Consider the following 17029-nt stretch of genomic DNA (forward strand, 5'->3'; position numbering starts at 1 on the left):
GAAAGATAGGCATTGCATCAGATCACGGAGGATTTGAACTAAAGGAAAAATTAAAGAGCTACCTTAATGAAAAAGGTATTGAAGTCGTTGATTATGGAACTGATTCAACTGAGTCGGTTGACTACCCAGTATTTGGCAAGAAGGCTGCTAACGGTGTAATTGCAGGCGAAGTAGAAAAGGCTGTCGTTATCTGCGGCACTGGCATAGGCATTTCACTTGCTGCGAACAAGGTAGAAGGCATCAGATGCGCTCTTTGCACTAACGAATACATGGCGAAGATGTCTAGAAATCATAACGACGCGAACATGTTAGCTCTTGGCGCAAGAGTAATCGGTGATGAGCTTGCTAAGTCTATACTTGATACATTTTTAGCGGAAGAATTTTTAGCAGGAAGACATAAAAGAAGAGTCGATTTAATCGAAAATTGTTAGGAGGGTATTATGGTAACTGTATTTGATCATCCACTTATTAAACACAAACTAAGCATATTAAGAATGAAGCAAACTGGTACAAAGCAATTTAAGGAGATAGTTACTGAACTATCGATGCTTATGGGCTACGAAGTAACTAGGGACTTACAACTAGAAGAAATGACTATAGAGACACCTATATGCAAGACTACTGGCTATAGCTTAGCTGGCAAGAAGATAGCACTAGTACCAATACTTAGAGCTGGTCTTGGCATGGTAGATGGCATGTTAAGTCTACTTCCAGCAGCAAAGGTTGGCCACATAGGTCTATATAGAGATCCAGAGACTTATGAACCAGTTGAATACTACTGCAAACTCCCTTCAGACATTGAGAAGAGAGAGGTCATAGTGCTTGACCCAATGCTAGCAACTGGCGGAAGTGCCACAGCTGCCATAGACTTCTTAAAGAAGAGAGGCGCAAAGCATATCAAGCTTGTAAACATCATCGCTGCTCCTGAAGGAGTTGAGTACGTAAAGAGTCATCACCCTGATGTTGACATCTTCGTAGCGAGTGTTGATGAAAAGCTTAATGAACATAAATACATCGTTCCAGGTCTTGGAGACGCAGGAGACAGACTTTTCGGAACTAAGTAGGTGAATTAATTGAGGAGAATATATTTTGCGGCTTTTGTAAGCTTGGTCCTTGGATTAATACTTACTAAGCTTCAAATACGCTTGTCTAAGAAATTCGGTTTCATCGACGTACCAAAGGATCAAAGACGTATGCATACTGATTCCATCCCGACTTGCGGGGGCTTTGCTATGTATTTCGCAATCTTTATCCCATATATGATACTATATAAATTTACGCCAAGGAACACAGCCATATTCATAGGTGCGACTATCATCATGCTATCTGGCTTCTACGATGACATGCATGACCTTAAACCAAAATACAAGGTACTATTTCAGCTATTAGCTGGACTTGTAGTATATTTCTTAGGCAATATAAGGATAATGAACATAGGTAACCCATTTATTGATAATAATTTGTTATCGCTTGGCTACCTATCGCTTCCAGCAACGCTATTTTGGATAGTGGCTGTTACAAACATCATAAATTTAATAGATGGGCTCGACGGCCTAGCAGGAGGCGTTGTCTTTATCTCGTCAATGACTTTAGCCGTGGTATCGGTTTCGTATGAACAGTACTCGCTGACAGCTTTATGCCTATGTGTCGGCTTTAGCTACTTAGCCTTTTTAAAATATAATTTTGCTCCGGCAAAGATATTCATGGGCGATACGGGTGCTTTGCTCGCTGGCTTTATGCTATCGGTCATTACTATACAAGGAGCGATGAAGGCAGTTGCAGCCATTGGTATCATAGTACCAATCATGATACTTGGCCTACCTGTCTTTGATACGACATTTGCAATGATTAGAAGGCTTCTTAGCGGCAGGTCCATCGCCTCGGCGGACAAGGGACACCTGCACCACAGACTCTTAAGAAAGTATTCGACTAAGAAGACGGTTTTGATACTATATACGATATCAGCTATATTCTCAATATTTGGCATACTTGTGATGAAGCTTAGAAATACTGTTTCGGTACTTATTTCAGGAATTATATTTATGATAATAGTTTTTTTAGCATACAAGATTGGATTATTTAAGGATGGTGAAAATTGAAAGCTTTAGTAATATTTGGAACAAGACCTGAAGGTATAAAGATGGCGCCTATTATTAAGGAGCTTAAAAATGCTGATGGTGTTGAACTTGTAACGTGTATAACGAGTCAACACAGAGAGCTTTTGGACTCGGTAATAAAGGTTTTTGATTTAGAAATTGATTATGATTTGAATATATTTGAAAAGGGACAGACTTTGACTGATATAACTGTAAGGTCACTAAAGGGACTTGAAGAAGTTATCAAGAAGGAAAAGCCTGATGTTGTTTTGGTTCAAGGGGACACTACAACTGTGTTTGCAGGAGCACTTGAGGCTTTTTATAATGGCGTTAAGATAGGCCACGTTGAGGCGGGCCTACGAAGTGGCAATATTTTAAGCCCCTTCCCAGAGGAAGCGAACAGGAAGCTAACTGGCATCATGACTGACTTTCATTTCTGCCCAACACAAAGGGCGAAGGAAAACCTTATCAAAGAAGGCTACGATATGGATAAGCTTTACATAACTGGTAACACTGTTATCGACGCACTTTTGATGACAGCTGATAAGGTTGATTCATTTACAAGAGATGATCTTAAGAAGATAGATTTGAGTAAAAAGCTAATTCTTCTTACTTCACACAGAAGAGAGAACCAAGGCGAGCCTATGGAAAACATCTTCGGAGCTGTTAGAAGGATTGCTGATGAATTTAGTGATGTGAACATAGTCTTTCCTATGCACCCAAATCCAAGAGTTAGGGAGCTTGCGAAGAAGCATTTAGATGGAGCTAGTAATGTAATTTTAACTGAGCCAGTTGAGTATGAAGACATGGCTTATATACTTAAACATGCCTACATGGTAGTCACTGATTCAGGTGGACTGCAAGAGGAGGCGCCTGCGCTTGGCGTACCAGTTCTTGTTGTTAGACGCGAGACTGAAAGGCCAGAAGGCATTGAGTATGGCACTGCAAAGCTTGTCGGAACTGAGTTTGATAGCGTTTATAATAATATGAAGACGCTATTAACAGACAAAGATGAGTATATGAAGATGCATAAGGCCATCAACCCATATGGCGACGGCAATAGCGCCAAGATGATTAAAGATATATTGATAAGAGAGGTAAAGTAATGAAATTAGGTATAGTAGGACTACCAAACGTTGGTAAGTCAACACTTTTTAACGCCGTGACAAAGGCGGGAGCAGAGGTAGCTAACTACCCATTCTGCACCATAGACCCCAATGTCGGTGTTGTTGAAGTGCCAGATGAGAGACTAAAAATATTAACAGATGTAAATAAATCGAAAAAAACGATTCCAGCTGTAATTGAGTTTTATGATATAGCTGGTCTTGTTAAGGGCGCATCAAAGGGCGAGGGCCTTGGCAATAAGTTCTTATCGCATATAAGGGAAGTCGAAGCCATAGTCCACGTGTTAAGAGTTTTTGAAGACGAAAACATTGTCCATGTCGATGGAAACATAGACCCAATCAGAGATATAGAGACTATAAACCTAGAACTTATCTTCTCTGACTTGGATATGGTTGATGCGAGAATACAAAAACTTACAAAGCAAGTGAAAGGTGACAAGTCTTTACAAGCTGAACTTGATTTATTAAATGAAGTGAAAAAGGTTCTTGAACAAGGCAAGTCAGCGAGAGTGCTTGAGCTTAATGACGATCAAAAGGCTATGCTTAGAGGCTTTAATTTACTTAGCTTAAAACCTATAATCTACGTTTTAAATGTATCTGAAGACGACTATATCAATGATTTAAAGGATAATAAATACGTTGACAAGCTTAGAGAATACGCTGAAGCAGAAGGCTCTGAGATAGTTCCTATCTCTGTTAAGATTGAAGAAGAGATGAGTGAGCTTGATGATGAAGAGAGAAAAGCCTTTCTTGAAGATATGGGAATAAAAGAGTCAGGTCTAGATAGACTTATCAGAAAGAGCTATAAGCTACTTGGTCTAATGAGCTTCTTGACAACTGGTGAAGACGAGACAAGAGCGTGGACTATTAAGAAGGGCACTAAAGCCGTTGACGCAGCAGCTAAGATACACTCGGACATCGCTAGAGGCTTTATACGCGCGGAAGTTGTTAGCTACGATGACCTTGTAGCCAATGATATGTCCATGAACAAAGTGAAAGAGAAGGGCCTTATGAGGCTAGAAGGCAAGGACTATATTATGCAAGAAGGAGATATAGTTTACTTCAGGTTTAATGTATAATGAAAATTTTAGAATATGATGAAAAATTAACTTTTAAGTCAAAGTACTACGATGAGGAAGCTGTTTTTCTTGATATTGAAACGACAGGACTTAGCCCCATGAGAAGCTTTATCTACCTCATCGGGCTAGTTTTTATTGACTTAAAAGAGATGACAATGCATATAACGCAGCTAATAGCTGAGAATAAAGATGAGGAAGAAGAAATTCTTAAGCTAATGAAGGAGAGGCTTAAGGGCTACAAGACAGTCGTTACTTATAACGGCAACTCCTTTGATCTGCCTTTCATTGTGAAGAGGTCCGAGCGTTATGGCATAGAGTCCATAGACATGGACTCCTTTGATATGTATGAAAAACTTAGATTACACAAGGACACGCTAAATCTTGATGGACTTAAGCAAAAAAATATCGAGAAAAAGCTTGGAATCATTAGAGAAGATCGCTACAACGGCGGCGAGTGCATCAATTTTTACAAAGACTACGCGAAGAACAAAAATCAAGAAAGTTTCGATAGATTCGTCCTTCATAATTACGACGACCTATTATATATGCCGGCAACCATGTCTATACTGGACCTCTTGGACGAGAAGATTACCATAGACATAGACGGACGCAAATACAAATTCGATAAGCATAGCATAAAAAAAGATCTTTTGATGATTGACTTTACTACCGATATGGGTATTAATACTTATGTAGAGGAAACAGGCTACCTCATTGAAGAGGACGAGGGACGTAGGCATCTTGAGTTCACGCTAAAGACGGGCTACATGAAGGACGCACGCAAGGTAAAGTACCTTGAGAAGAGCTCCTTAGCTAGCTTAAGTCACGAGGACTTCGACGGCGAAGATTTACTTGAGGAAGGCATCGTTCCTATACGCATACAAAATAAATTATTTATTCGAAATATAATTAAATTAGGTAGTATTTAGGAGGTAATTAGATGAAATTAGAACTTTATTACAAGGCTGAGTGCCCATTTTGTCAAAAGGTATTAAACTACATGATGGACAATTGTCAAATCAAGGGTGTTGAAATGCTTGACATTAAGAAAGGCAATAACAACGAAGACTTAATCAAGAGAGGCGGCAAGGACCAAGTACCATGCCTATTCATTGATGGCAAGCCGCTTTACGAATCAGACGATATAATTAAATATTTCAAAGAAAATTTTTAGGAGGTAAAATTATGGACTACAAAGATTTACCAGCACAAGAGGTTTTTCATTGGTTTAAAGAGATTAACCAAATCCCAAGAGGATCAGGCGACGAAAAGAGAATTTCTGATTTTCTATACAATTGGGCTAAAGGAAGAAATTTAGACGTTTGGCAAGATAAGGCGCTAAACATCGTTATACACAAAGCAGCTACTAAGGGCTATGAAAATGCTCCAAAGGTTATTTTACAAGGACATATGGATATGGTTTGCGAAAAAGGTTTAGATAGCGACCATGATTTCTCTAAAGATCCAATTGAAATGATAGTTGACGGAGACTATCTAAGAGCAAATGACACAACACTTGGCGCTGACGATGGCATAGCAGTTGCTATGGCACTTGCAGTACTTGATGCAGACGACATTGAGCACCCAGCCATCGAAGCAGTGTTCACAACAGCTGAAGAAACATCCATGGTCGGAGCAGTAAACTTAACTAATGAGCACCTAAGCGGCGATTACCTATTCAATATTGACTCTGAAGAAGAAGGTATATTCTTATCATCAAGCTCAGGCGGTGTTAATAGTGAATCAAAATTCGAAGTTGAATTTGAAGACAATAGCGAAGCAGCTCTAGAAATCAGCTTAAAGGGCTTTACTGGCGGTCACAGCGGTATGGAAATCATTAAGCAAAGAGCAAACGCTATCAAAGTTTTAGCTAGATTATTAAATGAATGTAACTGCGAAAAACTAAGATTAGTTTCAATAGAAGGCGGTACTAAGCATAACGCCATCGCCAATGTAGCTAAGGCTACTATAGTTCATACAGACTACGCTAAAGTTAAAGATGCGATGAATGAATTATTTAATCACATCAAAAAGGATTATCACGTAGAAGACCCTAATATGAGCCTTGAATTTAATGAAGTAAAAGCTGAAAAGGTCATGACTAAGAAGGACACAAACAGAATTATTAACTTCTTAATGCTTGCTCCACACGGCGTTATCTACATGTCAAAGGACATAGAAGGCCTTGTAATGACAAGCTGTAACGCAGCTATATTAAGAACTGAAGGAAATAATGTAAACTATCTATGCTCAATCAGAAGCTCATCAGACGCAGCTCTAGTTGAAGTAAGAGAACAAGTTAGAATCATGACTGAAGTACTTGGCGGCAAAGTTGAATTATCAGAAGCATATCCTTCATGGGAATTCGATGAAGACCCAGTACTAAGAGATTTAGTAGCAAAGGTTTATAAAGAAGTTACAGGCAAAGACGCAGAAGTAAGCGCTATACACGCAGGACTTGAATGCGGTCTACTAAAACAAATTCTACCAGATACTAAGATGATAAGCTTTGGACCAAACATCTACGACGTTCATACTAATAGAGAACACCTAGATATCGAGTCTACAGCTAGAATGTGGGAATTTTTAAAGGCGTTATTAAAATCTGTAAAATAGTTTCTTTGAAATAAGCAGGGTAGATTTATAGAAAAATATTTACTACAGAATAATTTCAATAAAACATAAACATATGAAAGAAATGCACTTCATCAACGAAGTGCATTTCTTTTATCTAAACTATTTTGTTTTTATATCAATACCTTTTTGCTTAAGCCTCTTATTTTTATATATAGTAAGCAGCTCATATATAGTTGAGAATAGCGGAACGAAAAGTATCATGCCAATGACGCCAAATAGTGCGCCGCCGACAGTAATCGCTACGATAACAAACATCGCAGGTAAGCCGACCTTGTTGCCAACTATCCTTGGATAAGTAACGTTACCATCAAATTGTTGCAATACTACTATATATACTATAAACATCAAAGCCTTGAATGGTGATTGTAAAAGTATTAGCAGTGCGCCGGTGAAAACACCGATGTAGGCACCTAGTATTGGTATTAAAGCGCCGAGCCCCATAATTATGGATATAGCTGGAGCAAATGGGAATCTAAAGATTAGCATACCGACAAAGCACATTGCGCCAAAGACAAGTGCTTCAATGAATTGGCCAGTGAAGAAATTGTAGAAGTTTTCAAAGATAATCTTACCAAGCTTGACAAGCTTGTCAGCCCATCTCTCAGGTAAAGTTGCGTATAGAAGCTCCTTAGACTTTCTAGATAGGTCCTCCTTAGAGATTAAAGCATATATCGCGAATACAAAGCCCATTAAGACACCGAATAAAGTGTTTAGTACAGAGCCAACCCTTGACACAATAGTGTTAAACAAGTCAGTGTTAGCATTTTTGATATAGTCGATTAGAGCTTTTTGAGCGCTATTGATATTAATCTTTGAGAATATTTCGTGAATGTTCTCTTCATACTCCTTAAGTATAGGTATCTTAACAAGTTGATCCTCAAATTGAGGGAGCTTTTCGACTACACTTATTAGTGAGGCTTGCACCCTTGGTCCAACGATGTATATAAGTAAGAATATGATTAGCGCGATAAGTAGTAAAGTCAGAAGCATGCAGACAGCACGCTTGCCGCCTTTTTTCTTCGGCTGCCACTTTTTAAATATCTTCTCCTCAAATAATTTCAGTGGTATATTTAGTATAAAGGCAACAAAGCCACCCGCCAAGAACGGAGTTAGTATACCTAAGAAAATATTGAAGTATGACCAAAGTGAATTAAGATTTGCCAGAGCGATATATAAAATGACACCAAAGGCGACTATCTTAAAATAAAAGTGCAAAGACTCTTTACTATATTTATCATCCATAATTATGCCCCCTTATAAGTTAATTATACAATACAAGTGGAGCTAATTCAATACAAAATTAAAATTTACCTAAACTTTACACGTACTTAACCACAAAAGATGCGATATGCCTTATAATATAAGTGTAGGAATTTTCAAATTAATCAAAGGAGTGTGTTGAATGAAATTAAAGTCATTAGCGTTTTCTTTTACTAAGTATCCCTATATCTACAAGAAAGCGGACAAAATACACTTCAAGAAACCTCCAAATTAAAATTTACCCGGAAAGATAGGCTCGAAAGAGTCTTTCTTTTTGCAAAAAAATATCCGTAGGGTCCATAGCCCACGGATATTTTCATATTATATCATATTTTTAAAGCCACTCGGCAAGGTAACGATGCTTGGCTTTTCTGGCATCTTGCTATTGAGCTCGAGGCCGAGGTAGCCAATCTTGTCACTTCCAAACTTTTCTCTGATCTCGTTAAAGACTTTCTCAAGTCTATCGTCCTTGATGACTTTTTTAGGTGCGAATAGGCTCAGCTGCTCCGTTTTTGTGTTCTTTGTAAGATTTATCGCGGATATCGTTAGGCTCCTAATCGCTTCCTTGAAGTCGTAGCGCTCCTTGAAGAGATCCATGGCCTTGTCATTTAGCCTAAGTGCGCTTATACTTGTCTCGGTAAAAACTTTTTGAAAGCTCACGTAGTCAAGATTTTTATCCCTTATCGTTATTCTCACGCCGCCTGCCTTGAGATCCTCTTCGATTAATTTTTTGCTCACTTCAATGGCGAGCTCCTCGAATATCTTTTTCACCTCGTCATATGAGTTTAGATCTGCCTTGGTGGTTACACCTCTGGATATGGATTTGATCTTGTCGCGATGGTAGTAGTCACAAACTTTGCTTGTATCGTAGCCGTTCGCGTATTGCCATAGATATAGTCCTCTTATTCCAAGCTTTCTTTTTAATAGATTTACATCAGTATTTGCAAGTTCACCCAGTGTGTTTATGTTCATGTACATAAGTTTTTTCTTCGTTTTGCTACCTATGCCAATGATGGCGTCTGTTGATAGCGGCCAAACTATCTCTTTAAAATCATCCTTCTTTATAACTGTCACTGCATCGGGCTTCTTAAGGTCACTGCCTAGCTTTGCGAATATCTTGTTATAGCTCACGCCAATGCTGACTGTGATGCCGAGCTCCTTCTTGATACGCTCTTTGATCTCGTGGGCAATGGTCTCGCCACTGCCAAATAATTTTTCTGAGCCTGTCACATCGAGCCAGCACTCGTCTAAGCCGAAGGGTTCGACTTGATTGGTGTAGCTATAGTAAATTTTATGCGCTAATTTTGAGAACTTGAAGTACTCATCATAGTGCGGTTTAACAGCAACTAAGCCGGGACACTTCATCTTTGCCTCGAAGAGGCTATCTCCCGTCTTTACACCAAAGGCCTTTGCTTCGTAGCTCTTCGCTAGTACTATAGAGTGCCTATCTTCGACTGAACCGCAGACTACGAGCCGTTTACCAACGAGGGACGGATCCAGCTTTCCCTCGATAGAGGCGTAGCAGTTATTCATGTCTGAATGAAGTATTGTTCTTGTCATCTTATCACCTGTCTTTCATCTACTTACTTAATAATTATTACTACTTGAATGACTAAGACAATTATAGACCATTTATATGGGCTTGTCAATACTACTTTTGTAGTATATTTGACAGTTTTAGTTATATAGTCAAATAAAGAAGCTTAGTGACTTGTCATAAAGATAGTAGACGTGCTTATGCTAAGGAGCGTCATTCGTCAAACAAAATCACTATAGCTATCGCGCGTCATTCGTCAAGCAAAATCACTATTGCCATCGCGCGTCATTCGATAAATAAAATCACTATTCATATGACGGGCGAATGATAAGTAAAATTACTATCTGAACAGTTTTTTATAGATGATGGCAAAACCATAATCGTAATGATCAAAAAGACATTAATATTAATTTAGATAATCGCTTAAAAACCTTGTAAAATCACCGCGAATATGGTATTATTAAGTTTAGGTGATAGCATGATTAAATTTGAAAATGTAAGCTTTGCTTACGACAAAAACGAAAAAGACAAGAAGGCTCTAGACGATGTGAGCTTTGAGATAGAGAAGGGCGAGTTCGTGTCTATACTTGGCATGAACGGCAGTGGCAAATCGACCATAGCGAAGATTATGGACGGCATTTTGCTTCCGACTGAGGGCGATGCGACTGTCATGGGCATGAACACGAAGAACGAAGAGAACCTTCTTGAGATAAGACAAAACTTGGGACTTGTCTTTCAAAATCCGGACAATCAAATCATAGCGACCATAGTCGAAGAGGACGTTGCCTTTGGACCAGAGAACCTTGGTCTGCCAACGCCTGAGATCAGAAAGAGGGTCGATGAAGCTTTGGAGATAGTATCGATGAGTGAATACAAAAAGCACGCCCCGAACCTATTGAGCGGTGGACAAAAGCAAAGGCTAGCAATCGCGGGTATTCTTGCTATCAACCCGAACATCATTGTCTTTGACGAGCCAACTGCCATGCTCGATCCAGTGGGCAGGAAGGAAGTCATGGACACCATTATCAAACTGAACAGAAAATACGAAAAGACTATAGTACTCATCACGCACTTCATGAGCGAGGCAGTTCTATCTGACAGGCTCATGGTCATGCACGAGGGCAAATTGGTTTGGGATGACACGCCTAGACATATATTTTCAAATGTAAAAAAAGTGCACTCGCTTGGACTTGACGTGCCACAAGTGACTGAGCTAAGCAATTTACTTAAGGAGGATGGCTTTGACGTCGCTGGTGATGAGCTAAGCATAGATGAATTGGTGGCAAAATTATGATTGAAATAAAAAATTTATCATTTATATATAATAAGGACACGCCATTTGAGGTGAAGGCACTAGACGATATATCGCTGACTATCAAGGACAACAGCTTTATCGGCATCATTGGTCACACTGGTAGCGGTAAATCGACTTTTATGCAGCAATTAAATGGCCTACTTAGACCTACATCTGGTACTATAATTATAGATGGGGTGGACATAACTCAAAAGGACATCAAGCTAAATAAGCTTCGTGAGAGCGTTGGCATGGTCTTTCAATACCCTGAGTATCAGCTTTTTGAAGAGACTGTTGAAAAGGACGTTGCCTTTGGCCCGAAGAATCTTGGACTAAGTGACGAAGAGGTGGCGATGCGTGTTAAGGACGCGATTGAGGACGTTAAGCTTGACTACGAATGGGTTAAGGATAGGTCGCCTTTTGAATTATCGGGCGGACAAAAAAGGCGCGTTGCCATAGCGGGCATACTTGCTATGAGGCCGAAGGTGCTTATACTTGACGAGCCAACAGCGGGTCTTGATCCGAGAGCTAGGGAAGAAATACTTGACGAGATCTATGATATATACAAAAAGACTAAGATCACTGTAGTTTTGGTCTCGCACTCGATGGAGGACGTCTTTGCTTATGCGAATGAGATAGTCGTTTTAAGCAAGGGTAAGCTTATCATGCACAAGACTACTGACGAAGCGGTTAAGGAGCGCGATCTTCTTAAGAAGTACGATGTTGGCGTGCCTGAGATAACTGAGTTTATGTTTACTTTGCAAGAGAAATATCCGGGCCTAAATCCATATGTCAAGACCGTTGAAGAGGCTAGGGAGCATATACACGAGTATTTCGAGGTGAAGAAAAATGTTTAACAACGTATCCATAGGACAATATTTTCCGACAGATAGCTTTGTTCATAGGCTAGACCCAAGAGTTAAACTGATCTTCGTCTTCGTATTTATGATAGCGATCTTCTTCGTTGATTCATACATCATACTTGGACTTGTGGCAATCACCATAATCACGCTTATATTAATGAGCAAGGTGCCAGTAAAGATAATTCTCAAGGGGCTTAAGCCGATGCGCGTGATTATCATAATGACTTTAATCTTCAATGTGTTTTTCACGCCAGGCACACAAATATTTCCAAAGTTAAAATGGCCGTCGATGACATACGAAGGGCTAAACACGGGTCTTTTCATGTCATTTAGACTACTCTTATTAATACTCGGCTCGTCGCTACTAACGCTTACAACATCGCCAATCAGACTGACTGATGGACTTGAGTCGCTGATGAGTCCACTAAAGCTTATTAAGGTGCCGACTCATGAACTAGCGATGATGATGACTATAGCCTTAAGATTCATACCGACGCTGGCTGAAGAGGCGAACAAGATCAAGATGGCGCAAGAGTCGAGAGGAGCAAGCTTTAGCGGCAAGAACATTATTGAGACGGCTAAGAAGATGCTGCCACTGATGATACCACTTTTCTTAAACGCACTTAAGAGGGCGGACGAACTAGCCATCGCTATGGACGCGAGATGCTACAACGGCGGCGACAACAGAGGCAAGCTAAATCCACTTATCTACACAAAGACAGATAGGATAGCTATAATTGTAATACTGATATACTTTGGCTTTATAATATCGACAAAGTATCTATTTAATTTAATATGAAGAACATAAAATTACTTATAGATTTTGACGGAACAAATTATTCGGGGTTTCAAGCGCAAGAGAACGCTCATACAGTAGAGGACGTGCTGAACGCATCCATTAGCAAGGCTTTGGGCGAAGAGATCAAGGTCATAGGCTGCTCAAGGACTGACAAGGGCGTTAGCGCAAGATGCTTTGTTTTGAATTTCAAAACTGAATCGCTTTGTCCGGTCGAAAAGATGATATATCCAATCAACGACAAGCTTCCTGAGGACATCAGGGTCCTTAAGAGCGAAGAAGTAGCTGATGATTTTCACGCGCGCTTCTCGTCGAAGGGCAAGTACTATAGATACACGCTTGAACACAGGAAGTTTGGCAGGGCGACCGACAGGCACTTTGCATACAATTTCCCATATAAGCTTGATCTTGACTTGATGCGCGAGGCAGCTAAACACATGGTCGGCGAGAAAGACTACAGAGCTTTCATGGCCATAGGTAGCGATGTTGATACGACGGTCAGGACCATTCACTCGGTCGATATCATTAGAGACGGCGACTTTGTCTACATCGATGTCAAAGGCAGGAGCTTTTTATATAATATGGTTAGGATCATGGCGGGCACGCTCGTTTTTGTCGGCACTGGCATCTTGGATATAGATGAGATGGCTAGAGCGATAGACGAGGGCGATAGAAGGGGACTTGCACCGACTTTGCCAGCGAAGGGACTAGTCTTAGAAGAAGTTTATTATTAATATATATCTCTTGGTGAGAGCCGAGAGATATTTTTTCGCCTAAAGTCTTGACGAATCGCCTAAAATATGGTACAATTTAGGCGATAAAGAGAGGAGGTTTAGGCGATGAGAAATTTTGATTATTCAAAATTGAAGTATAAACAATGGGACCAAGAGACATTAAACTATATTTCAAAGATAAGTGAGTACAAGGGAAGACAAGATATTATCATAAATCAAAAAGCAAAAGTACTTGATACTTTAGTAGACTTAGCTATAATACAAAGTACTGAGAGCTCGAATGAAATTGAAGGCATACGAACTACTGATACAAGGATAAAAGAACTTGTGATGAAAAAAGTTAAACCGATGAATAGAGATGAAGAAGAGATACTTGGCTACCAAGATGTCTTAAGAACGATACACAATTCTTATGAGTATATAAATATAAAGCCTGAAATTATTTTGCAGCTTCATAGAGACTTATATAAGTATTCGTCTAAATCTATTGGCGGTCAGTTTAAGAACGTGCAAAACTATATCACAGAGACAATGCCAAATGGCGAGTCACATGTGATTTTCACTCCGCTTGCTCCTTATGAAACGTATTCAGCCATCGAAGCGATATGCTCTTCATATAATGATGAGCGTCAGAAATGCGATATAAATCAGCTTATACTACTTATTAGCTTTGTACATGATTTTTTGTGCATACATCCATTTAATGATGGCAATGGTAGGATGTCAAGATTATTAACGACATTATTGTTATATAAAAATGATTATTTTATAGGAAGATATATTAGTCTTGAAGAAAAGATAGAAAAGACTAAGCTTAATTATTATGAAGCGCTTGACAAGAGCGGTAAGGGCTGGCATGAGGAGATAGAGGATACGAGCTACTTTATTAAGTATATACTAGCTACTATACTTGCTGCTTACAGAGACTTTGAGACTAGGCTAGATATTTTCGGAGAAGGAGCGACTGCGCTTGAACAAGTTAGAGCTGCCATTGATACTATTTATGATAATTTTACTAAGAGTGAGCTAATGAAGATAGTTCCAAATCTTAGTAAGGCATCTATCGAAAACTCCTTAAGGACTTTACTTGAAGAGGGATATATTGATAGACATGGCAAGGGAAGAGCAACTTATTACACAAAGCAATAGAAAATTATCACGCAAAAAAGACCCGGTTCATATGAACTGGGTCTTGTCTTATATATGCTATGCCATTGTCTAGAAATTGTCTCCACCTTTAAAGCCTCTTCCTTTAACTTCGTTTGTGTCTTGTATAGTGATGAAGGCGTTCGGGTCTATGGAGTTAGTTATCTTCTTGACATCAACTATCTCCCTAGGTCTAACTAGCATGAAGATGATCTTTAGATCGCTCTTTGACCAAGCGCCGTATGAGTCGATGATGGTTGCACCACGCTCAAGCTTGTTCATCAGCTCGTATGAAAGCTCTTCGTAGTCCTTCGATATGATGAGAACGCTCTTTGTCGCGTCGATGCCTGTTTGCACTTTATCAAGCACTTGATAGGCAACGAACATCGATATAACTGTGTAAAGGCCTTTTAGTACACCAAATTTTATACTCGCTAAACTAATGATTATAGCGTTCATCGCCATAAGCGCGCTGCCGATGTTGATGTTGTAGCGCTTTTTACATACTGCGGCGACTATGTCGAGGCCGCCTTGGCAAGCGCCGTGCCTAAATAAAACGCCCATGCCTATACCATTCAAAACGCCTCCAAAGATGGCGCTGATAAGTATGTCGTCAAAGGTATTAAGCTTTTGCATCGGTCTTAAGAGTACCATAGTCGCCGATAAAACGAAAGTAGTTATGAAGGCGTAAACCAAGAATTTTTTGTCAAGCTCCTTTAGTCCGAATAAAAATATTGGCAAGTTAATCGCAAAGAGCATGATACCTGCAGGTAGGCCAGTAAGTAATTCTATGATGATGGAGATGCCGCCAACGCCGCCCGATAGTAGCTTGTTTGGTATGAAGAAAAAGTTTATCGCAAAACTTGATAGCAAGCAGCCGATGACGATGGCTGTGATGGTAGTAGCAATTTCTTCGTTATCGCCGAAGTATTCGTATCTGTCAAATTTCTTTTTCATTGTAATTTTATAAACTCCTTAAATATATTTATTGCTTCTCCATTATTATTCACAGCCATTGCTTCTGGATGGAACTGTACTAGATAGATCTTTCTATGAACGTCCTCCATAGCTTCAATTATGCCGTCGGAAGACTTTGCTGTGACTTTAAAGCCCTCCGCTATATCCTTAACGGCTTGATGATGCTCAGTATTGACAAGCATCTTCTTAAGGCCAGTTGCCCTGTGTAAAAAGCTTTGCTCCTTGATAGTGATGTAGTGCGCGCCGACAGCTAGTGTATCGAAGCTCACGTGCTCGAGCTTAGCTACGTTTGCCTTGTATATGTCTTGGTAAAGCGTTCCCCCTAGGTATGCGTTTATCAGCTGCATCCCTCTGCATATGCCAAGCATAGGCTTTCATTGTTTAAGTGCTTCCTCTATAAGCTTTAGATCAAAGGCGTCTCTTTCATTTGAAATGCCTTGTATGCCTTTTTGCAGTTCTTCGCCATAGACAAGTGGATTTACATCATGGCCGCCTGTAAGTATGACCGCGTCAGCCATTGCCACTAGGTCACTTACGCCTTCTAAGTCAGTATATGGCGCGATGAAAGGCACTGCGCCCGCCATCTTAACGGCTTCGGCGTAATTTCTATTGATTTGTACATAATTTCTCTTGCCATCCGAATATGGCTGCGAGCTAATCAAAATTTTCTTCATTTTATTCTCCAATCTATTTCTTTAATATTATGTGCTTTTAGATAGGCGTTTGTCTTTGAGAATGGCTTTGATCCGAAGAAGCCTCTATATGCCGATAAAGGCGATGGGTGAGCCGAGGTGATTACAAGGTTCTTCCTCGTGTCAATGTATCTCATCTTGCTTCTCGCGTAAGCGCCCCATAGGATATAGACGACGTTTTCTTTGTTTTTGCAAAGCGTTTCTATAATCTTATCGGTAAATATTTGCCAGCCTATGTCCTTATGTGAATTGGCATAGCCCTTACGAACGGTTAGCGTTGAGTTAAGTAGCAGCACGCCTTGCTTCGCCCAAGCATCTAAGTCACCTGTTCTATTCATTATGCCTAAATCGTCGTAGAGCTCCTTATATATATTTCTTAAAGATGGTGGTAGAGCCACGCCGTCATTGACTGAGAAGGCTAGGCCATTCGCCTGATTTACTTCATGGTAAGGATCTTGACCCAAAATAAAGACCTTGGTATCTTTAAGGGGCGAGAGCTCAAGCGCCTTGAATATCTCGTAGTACTTTGGATATATGGTGTGCTCCTTGTACTCGCGGCGAAGTGCGTCACGCATCTTGATGAAGTAGTCCTTAGTGTATTCACTTTGTAAAAATTCTTCCCAATCGCTATTTATGATCATTTCTCTTCATTTCCTTATATCTTTTAAGCTGCTCTTCATCTTCGACCTCCAGGTCTCTGTAATTAGCAAGACCTTCCATGTGATGAGTGAACTCGTGTTTTAAAACGTGGTATATCATGTCCTTGATATCATCTTCGGGCCAGTCACCATAC

The 17029-nt window shown here is 39.9% G+C and carries 17 protein-coding genes and 1 pseudogene; 13 read left to right on the plus strand and 5 right to left on the minus strand.

The genetic code is table 11. From position 1 onward, the window contains the following. The 8 genes from rpiB to Q0E71_RS04030 form a co-directional block, all read left to right on the plus strand. Positions 1-431: ribose 5-phosphate isomerase B (gene rpiB, locus Q0E71_RS03995; RefSeq protein ID WP_294796265.1), on the plus strand; the 431-nt coding region annotated here is incomplete at its 5' end. A gap of 9 nt (positions 432-440) precedes the next feature. Then, the gene (gene upp, locus Q0E71_RS04000; protein WP_294796267.1) at positions 441-1064 is read left to right on the plus strand and encodes a uracil phosphoribosyltransferase; all 624 of its coding nucleotides are present in this window, start codon (positions 441-443) and stop codon (positions 1062-1064) included. A 9-nt stretch (positions 1065-1073) separates the two neighbouring features. Next, a complete protein-coding gene (locus Q0E71_RS04005) occupies positions 1074-2099 on the plus strand; it encodes a glycosyltransferase family 4 protein (protein ID WP_294796269.1) in 1026 nt (341 codons plus the stop codon). Beyond that, on the plus strand, positions 2096-3202 hold the full coding sequence (gene wecB, locus Q0E71_RS04010) for a non-hydrolyzing UDP-N-acetylglucosamine 2-epimerase (RefSeq protein WP_294796271.1): 1107 nt from the start codon (positions 2096-2098) through the stop codon (positions 3200-3202). Before Q0E71_RS04005 ends, wecB begins: the two co-directional genes overlap by 4 nt. Then, positions 3202-4299, plus strand: a complete 1098-nt coding sequence (gene ychF / locus Q0E71_RS04015; protein ID WP_294796273.1) for a redox-regulated ATPase YchF — start codon at positions 3202-3204, stop codon at positions 4297-4299. Before wecB ends, ychF begins: the two co-directional genes overlap by 1 nt. Next, on the plus strand, positions 4299-5228 hold the full coding sequence (locus tag Q0E71_RS04020) for a ribonuclease H-like domain-containing protein (RefSeq protein ID WP_294796275.1): 930 nt from the start codon (positions 4299-4301) through the stop codon (positions 5226-5228). Before ychF ends, Q0E71_RS04020 begins: the two co-directional genes overlap by 1 nt. Positions 5229-5239: 11 nt before the next feature. Further along, positions 5240-5473 (plus strand): glutathione S-transferase N-terminal domain-containing protein, encoded by a 234-nt coding sequence (locus Q0E71_RS04025; RefSeq protein ID WP_294796276.1) that lies wholly within the window; start codon positions 5240-5242, stop codon positions 5471-5473. 11 nt (positions 5474-5484) lie between these two features. Further along, a complete protein-coding gene (locus Q0E71_RS04030; protein ID WP_294796278.1) occupies positions 5485-6915 on the plus strand; it encodes an aminoacyl-histidine dipeptidase in 1431 nt (476 codons plus the stop codon). Positions 6916-7035: 120 nt separating this feature from the next. Here Q0E71_RS04030 and Q0E71_RS04035 read toward each other — a convergent pair whose 3' ends face one another. Together Q0E71_RS04035 and Q0E71_RS04040 are read right to left on the minus strand one after the other, a co-directional pair. Beyond that, a complete protein-coding gene (locus Q0E71_RS04035) occupies positions 7036-8178 on the minus strand; it encodes an AI-2E family transporter (RefSeq protein ID WP_294796280.1) in 1143 nt (380 codons plus the stop codon). 339 nt (positions 8179-8517) lie between these two features. Then, positions 8518-9756: a DNA polymerase IV gene (locus Q0E71_RS04040; protein ID WP_294796282.1), complete on the minus strand. Its 1239-nt coding sequence runs from the start codon at positions 9754-9756 to the stop codon at positions 8518-8520. Between the two features lie 455 nt (positions 9757-10211). Here Q0E71_RS04040 and Q0E71_RS04045 point away from each other — a divergent pair, with 455 nt between their 5' ends. The 5 genes from Q0E71_RS04045 to Q0E71_RS04065 all read left to right on the plus strand — a co-directional run bounded on the left by Q0E71_RS04045 (position 10212) and on the right by Q0E71_RS04065 (position 14569). Next, positions 10212-11027: an energy-coupling factor transporter ATPase gene (locus Q0E71_RS04045; protein ID WP_294796284.1), complete on the plus strand. Its 816-nt coding sequence runs from the start codon at positions 10212-10214 to the stop codon at positions 11025-11027. Then, positions 11021-11884: an energy-coupling factor transporter ATPase gene (locus Q0E71_RS04050; RefSeq protein ID WP_294796298.1), complete on the plus strand. Its 864-nt coding sequence runs from the start codon at positions 11021-11023 to the stop codon at positions 11882-11884. The genes Q0E71_RS04045 and Q0E71_RS04050 overlap by 7 nt, the downstream gene beginning before the upstream one ends. Further along, positions 11877-12689, plus strand: a complete 813-nt coding sequence (locus Q0E71_RS04055; protein WP_294796286.1) for an energy-coupling factor transporter transmembrane protein EcfT — start codon at positions 11877-11879, stop codon at positions 12687-12689. The genes Q0E71_RS04050 and Q0E71_RS04055 overlap by 8 nt, the downstream gene beginning before the upstream one ends. After that, the gene (truA, locus tag Q0E71_RS04060) at positions 12686-13420 is read left to right on the plus strand and encodes a tRNA pseudouridine(38-40) synthase TruA (RefSeq protein WP_294796288.1); all 735 of its coding nucleotides are present in this window, start codon (positions 12686-12688) and stop codon (positions 13418-13420) included. The genes Q0E71_RS04055 and truA overlap by 4 nt, the downstream gene beginning before the upstream one ends. A gap of 105 nt (positions 13421-13525) precedes the next feature. Beyond that, positions 13526-14569 (plus strand): Fic family protein, encoded by a 1044-nt coding sequence (locus Q0E71_RS04065; protein ID WP_294796290.1) that lies wholly within the window; start codon positions 13526-13528, stop codon positions 14567-14569. A gap of 69 nt (positions 14570-14638) precedes the next feature. Here Q0E71_RS04065 and Q0E71_RS04070 read toward each other — a convergent pair whose 3' ends face one another. The 3 genes and pseudogenes from Q0E71_RS04070 to Q0E71_RS04080 all read right to left on the minus strand — a co-directional run bounded on the left by Q0E71_RS04070 (position 14639) and on the right by Q0E71_RS04080 (position 16877). Then, the gene (locus Q0E71_RS04070; protein ID WP_294796294.1) at positions 14639-15523 is read right to left on the minus strand and encodes a YitT family protein; all 885 of its coding nucleotides are present in this window, start codon (positions 15521-15523) and stop codon (positions 14639-14641) included. Further along, positions 15520-16218 (minus strand): annotated as a pseudogene (locus Q0E71_RS04075) (gamma-glutamyl-gamma-aminobutyrate hydrolase family protein). The gene Q0E71_RS04070 and the pseudogene Q0E71_RS04075 overlap by 4 nt, the downstream one beginning before the upstream one ends. Continuing rightward, positions 16215-16877 (minus strand): uracil-DNA glycosylase, encoded by a 663-nt coding sequence (locus Q0E71_RS04080; protein WP_294796296.1) that lies wholly within the window; start codon positions 16875-16877, stop codon positions 16215-16217. The pseudogene Q0E71_RS04075 and the gene Q0E71_RS04080 overlap by 4 nt, the downstream one beginning before the upstream one ends. Positions 16878-17029 lie beyond the last annotated feature (152 nt).

Source organism: uncultured Fenollaria sp., assembly GCF_934202865.1.
GTDB lineage: Bacteria > Bacillota > Clostridia > Tissierellales > Peptoniphilaceae > Fenollaria.

Coding starts and splice junctions, on each gene's coding strand:
- Q0E71_RS04045 (WP_294796284.1), top strand. CDS start 10,212: ATGATTAAATTTGAAAATGTAAGCTTTGCTTACGACAAAAACGAAAAA.
- Q0E71_RS04025 (WP_294796276.1), top strand. CDS start 5,240: ATGAAATTAGAACTTTATTACAAGGCTGAGTGCCCATTTTGTCAAAAG.
- Q0E71_RS04070 (WP_294796294.1), bottom strand. CDS start 15,523: ATGAAAAAGAAATTTGACAGATACGAATACTTCGGCGATAACGAAGAA.
- Q0E71_RS04065 (WP_294796290.1), top strand. CDS start 13,526: ATGAGAAATTTTGATTATTCAAAATTGAAGTATAAACAATGGGACCAA.
- upp (WP_294796267.1), top strand. CDS start 441: ATGGTAACTGTATTTGATCATCCACTTATTAAACACAAACTAAGCATA.
- Q0E71_RS04035 (WP_294796280.1), bottom strand. CDS start 8,178: ATGGATGATAAATATAGTAAAGAGTCTTTGCACTTTTATTTTAAGATA.
- ychF (WP_294796273.1), top strand. CDS start 3,202: ATGAAATTAGGTATAGTAGGACTACCAAACGTTGGTAAGTCAACACTT.
- Q0E71_RS04080 (WP_294796296.1), bottom strand. CDS start 16,877: ATGATCATAAATAGCGATTGGGAAGAATTTTTACAAAGTGAATACACT.
- Q0E71_RS04020 (WP_294796275.1), top strand. CDS start 4,299: ATGAAAATTTTAGAATATGATGAAAAATTAACTTTTAAGTCAAAGTAC.
- truA (WP_294796288.1), top strand. CDS start 12,686: ATGAAGAACATAAAATTACTTATAGATTTTGACGGAACAAATTATTCG.
- Q0E71_RS04055 (WP_294796286.1), top strand. CDS start 11,877: ATGTTTAACAACGTATCCATAGGACAATATTTTCCGACAGATAGCTTT.
- Q0E71_RS04030 (WP_294796278.1), top strand. CDS start 5,485: ATGGACTACAAAGATTTACCAGCACAAGAGGTTTTTCATTGGTTTAAA.
- Q0E71_RS04040 (WP_294796282.1), bottom strand. CDS start 9,756: ATGACAAGAACAATACTTCATTCAGACATGAATAACTGCTACGCCTCT.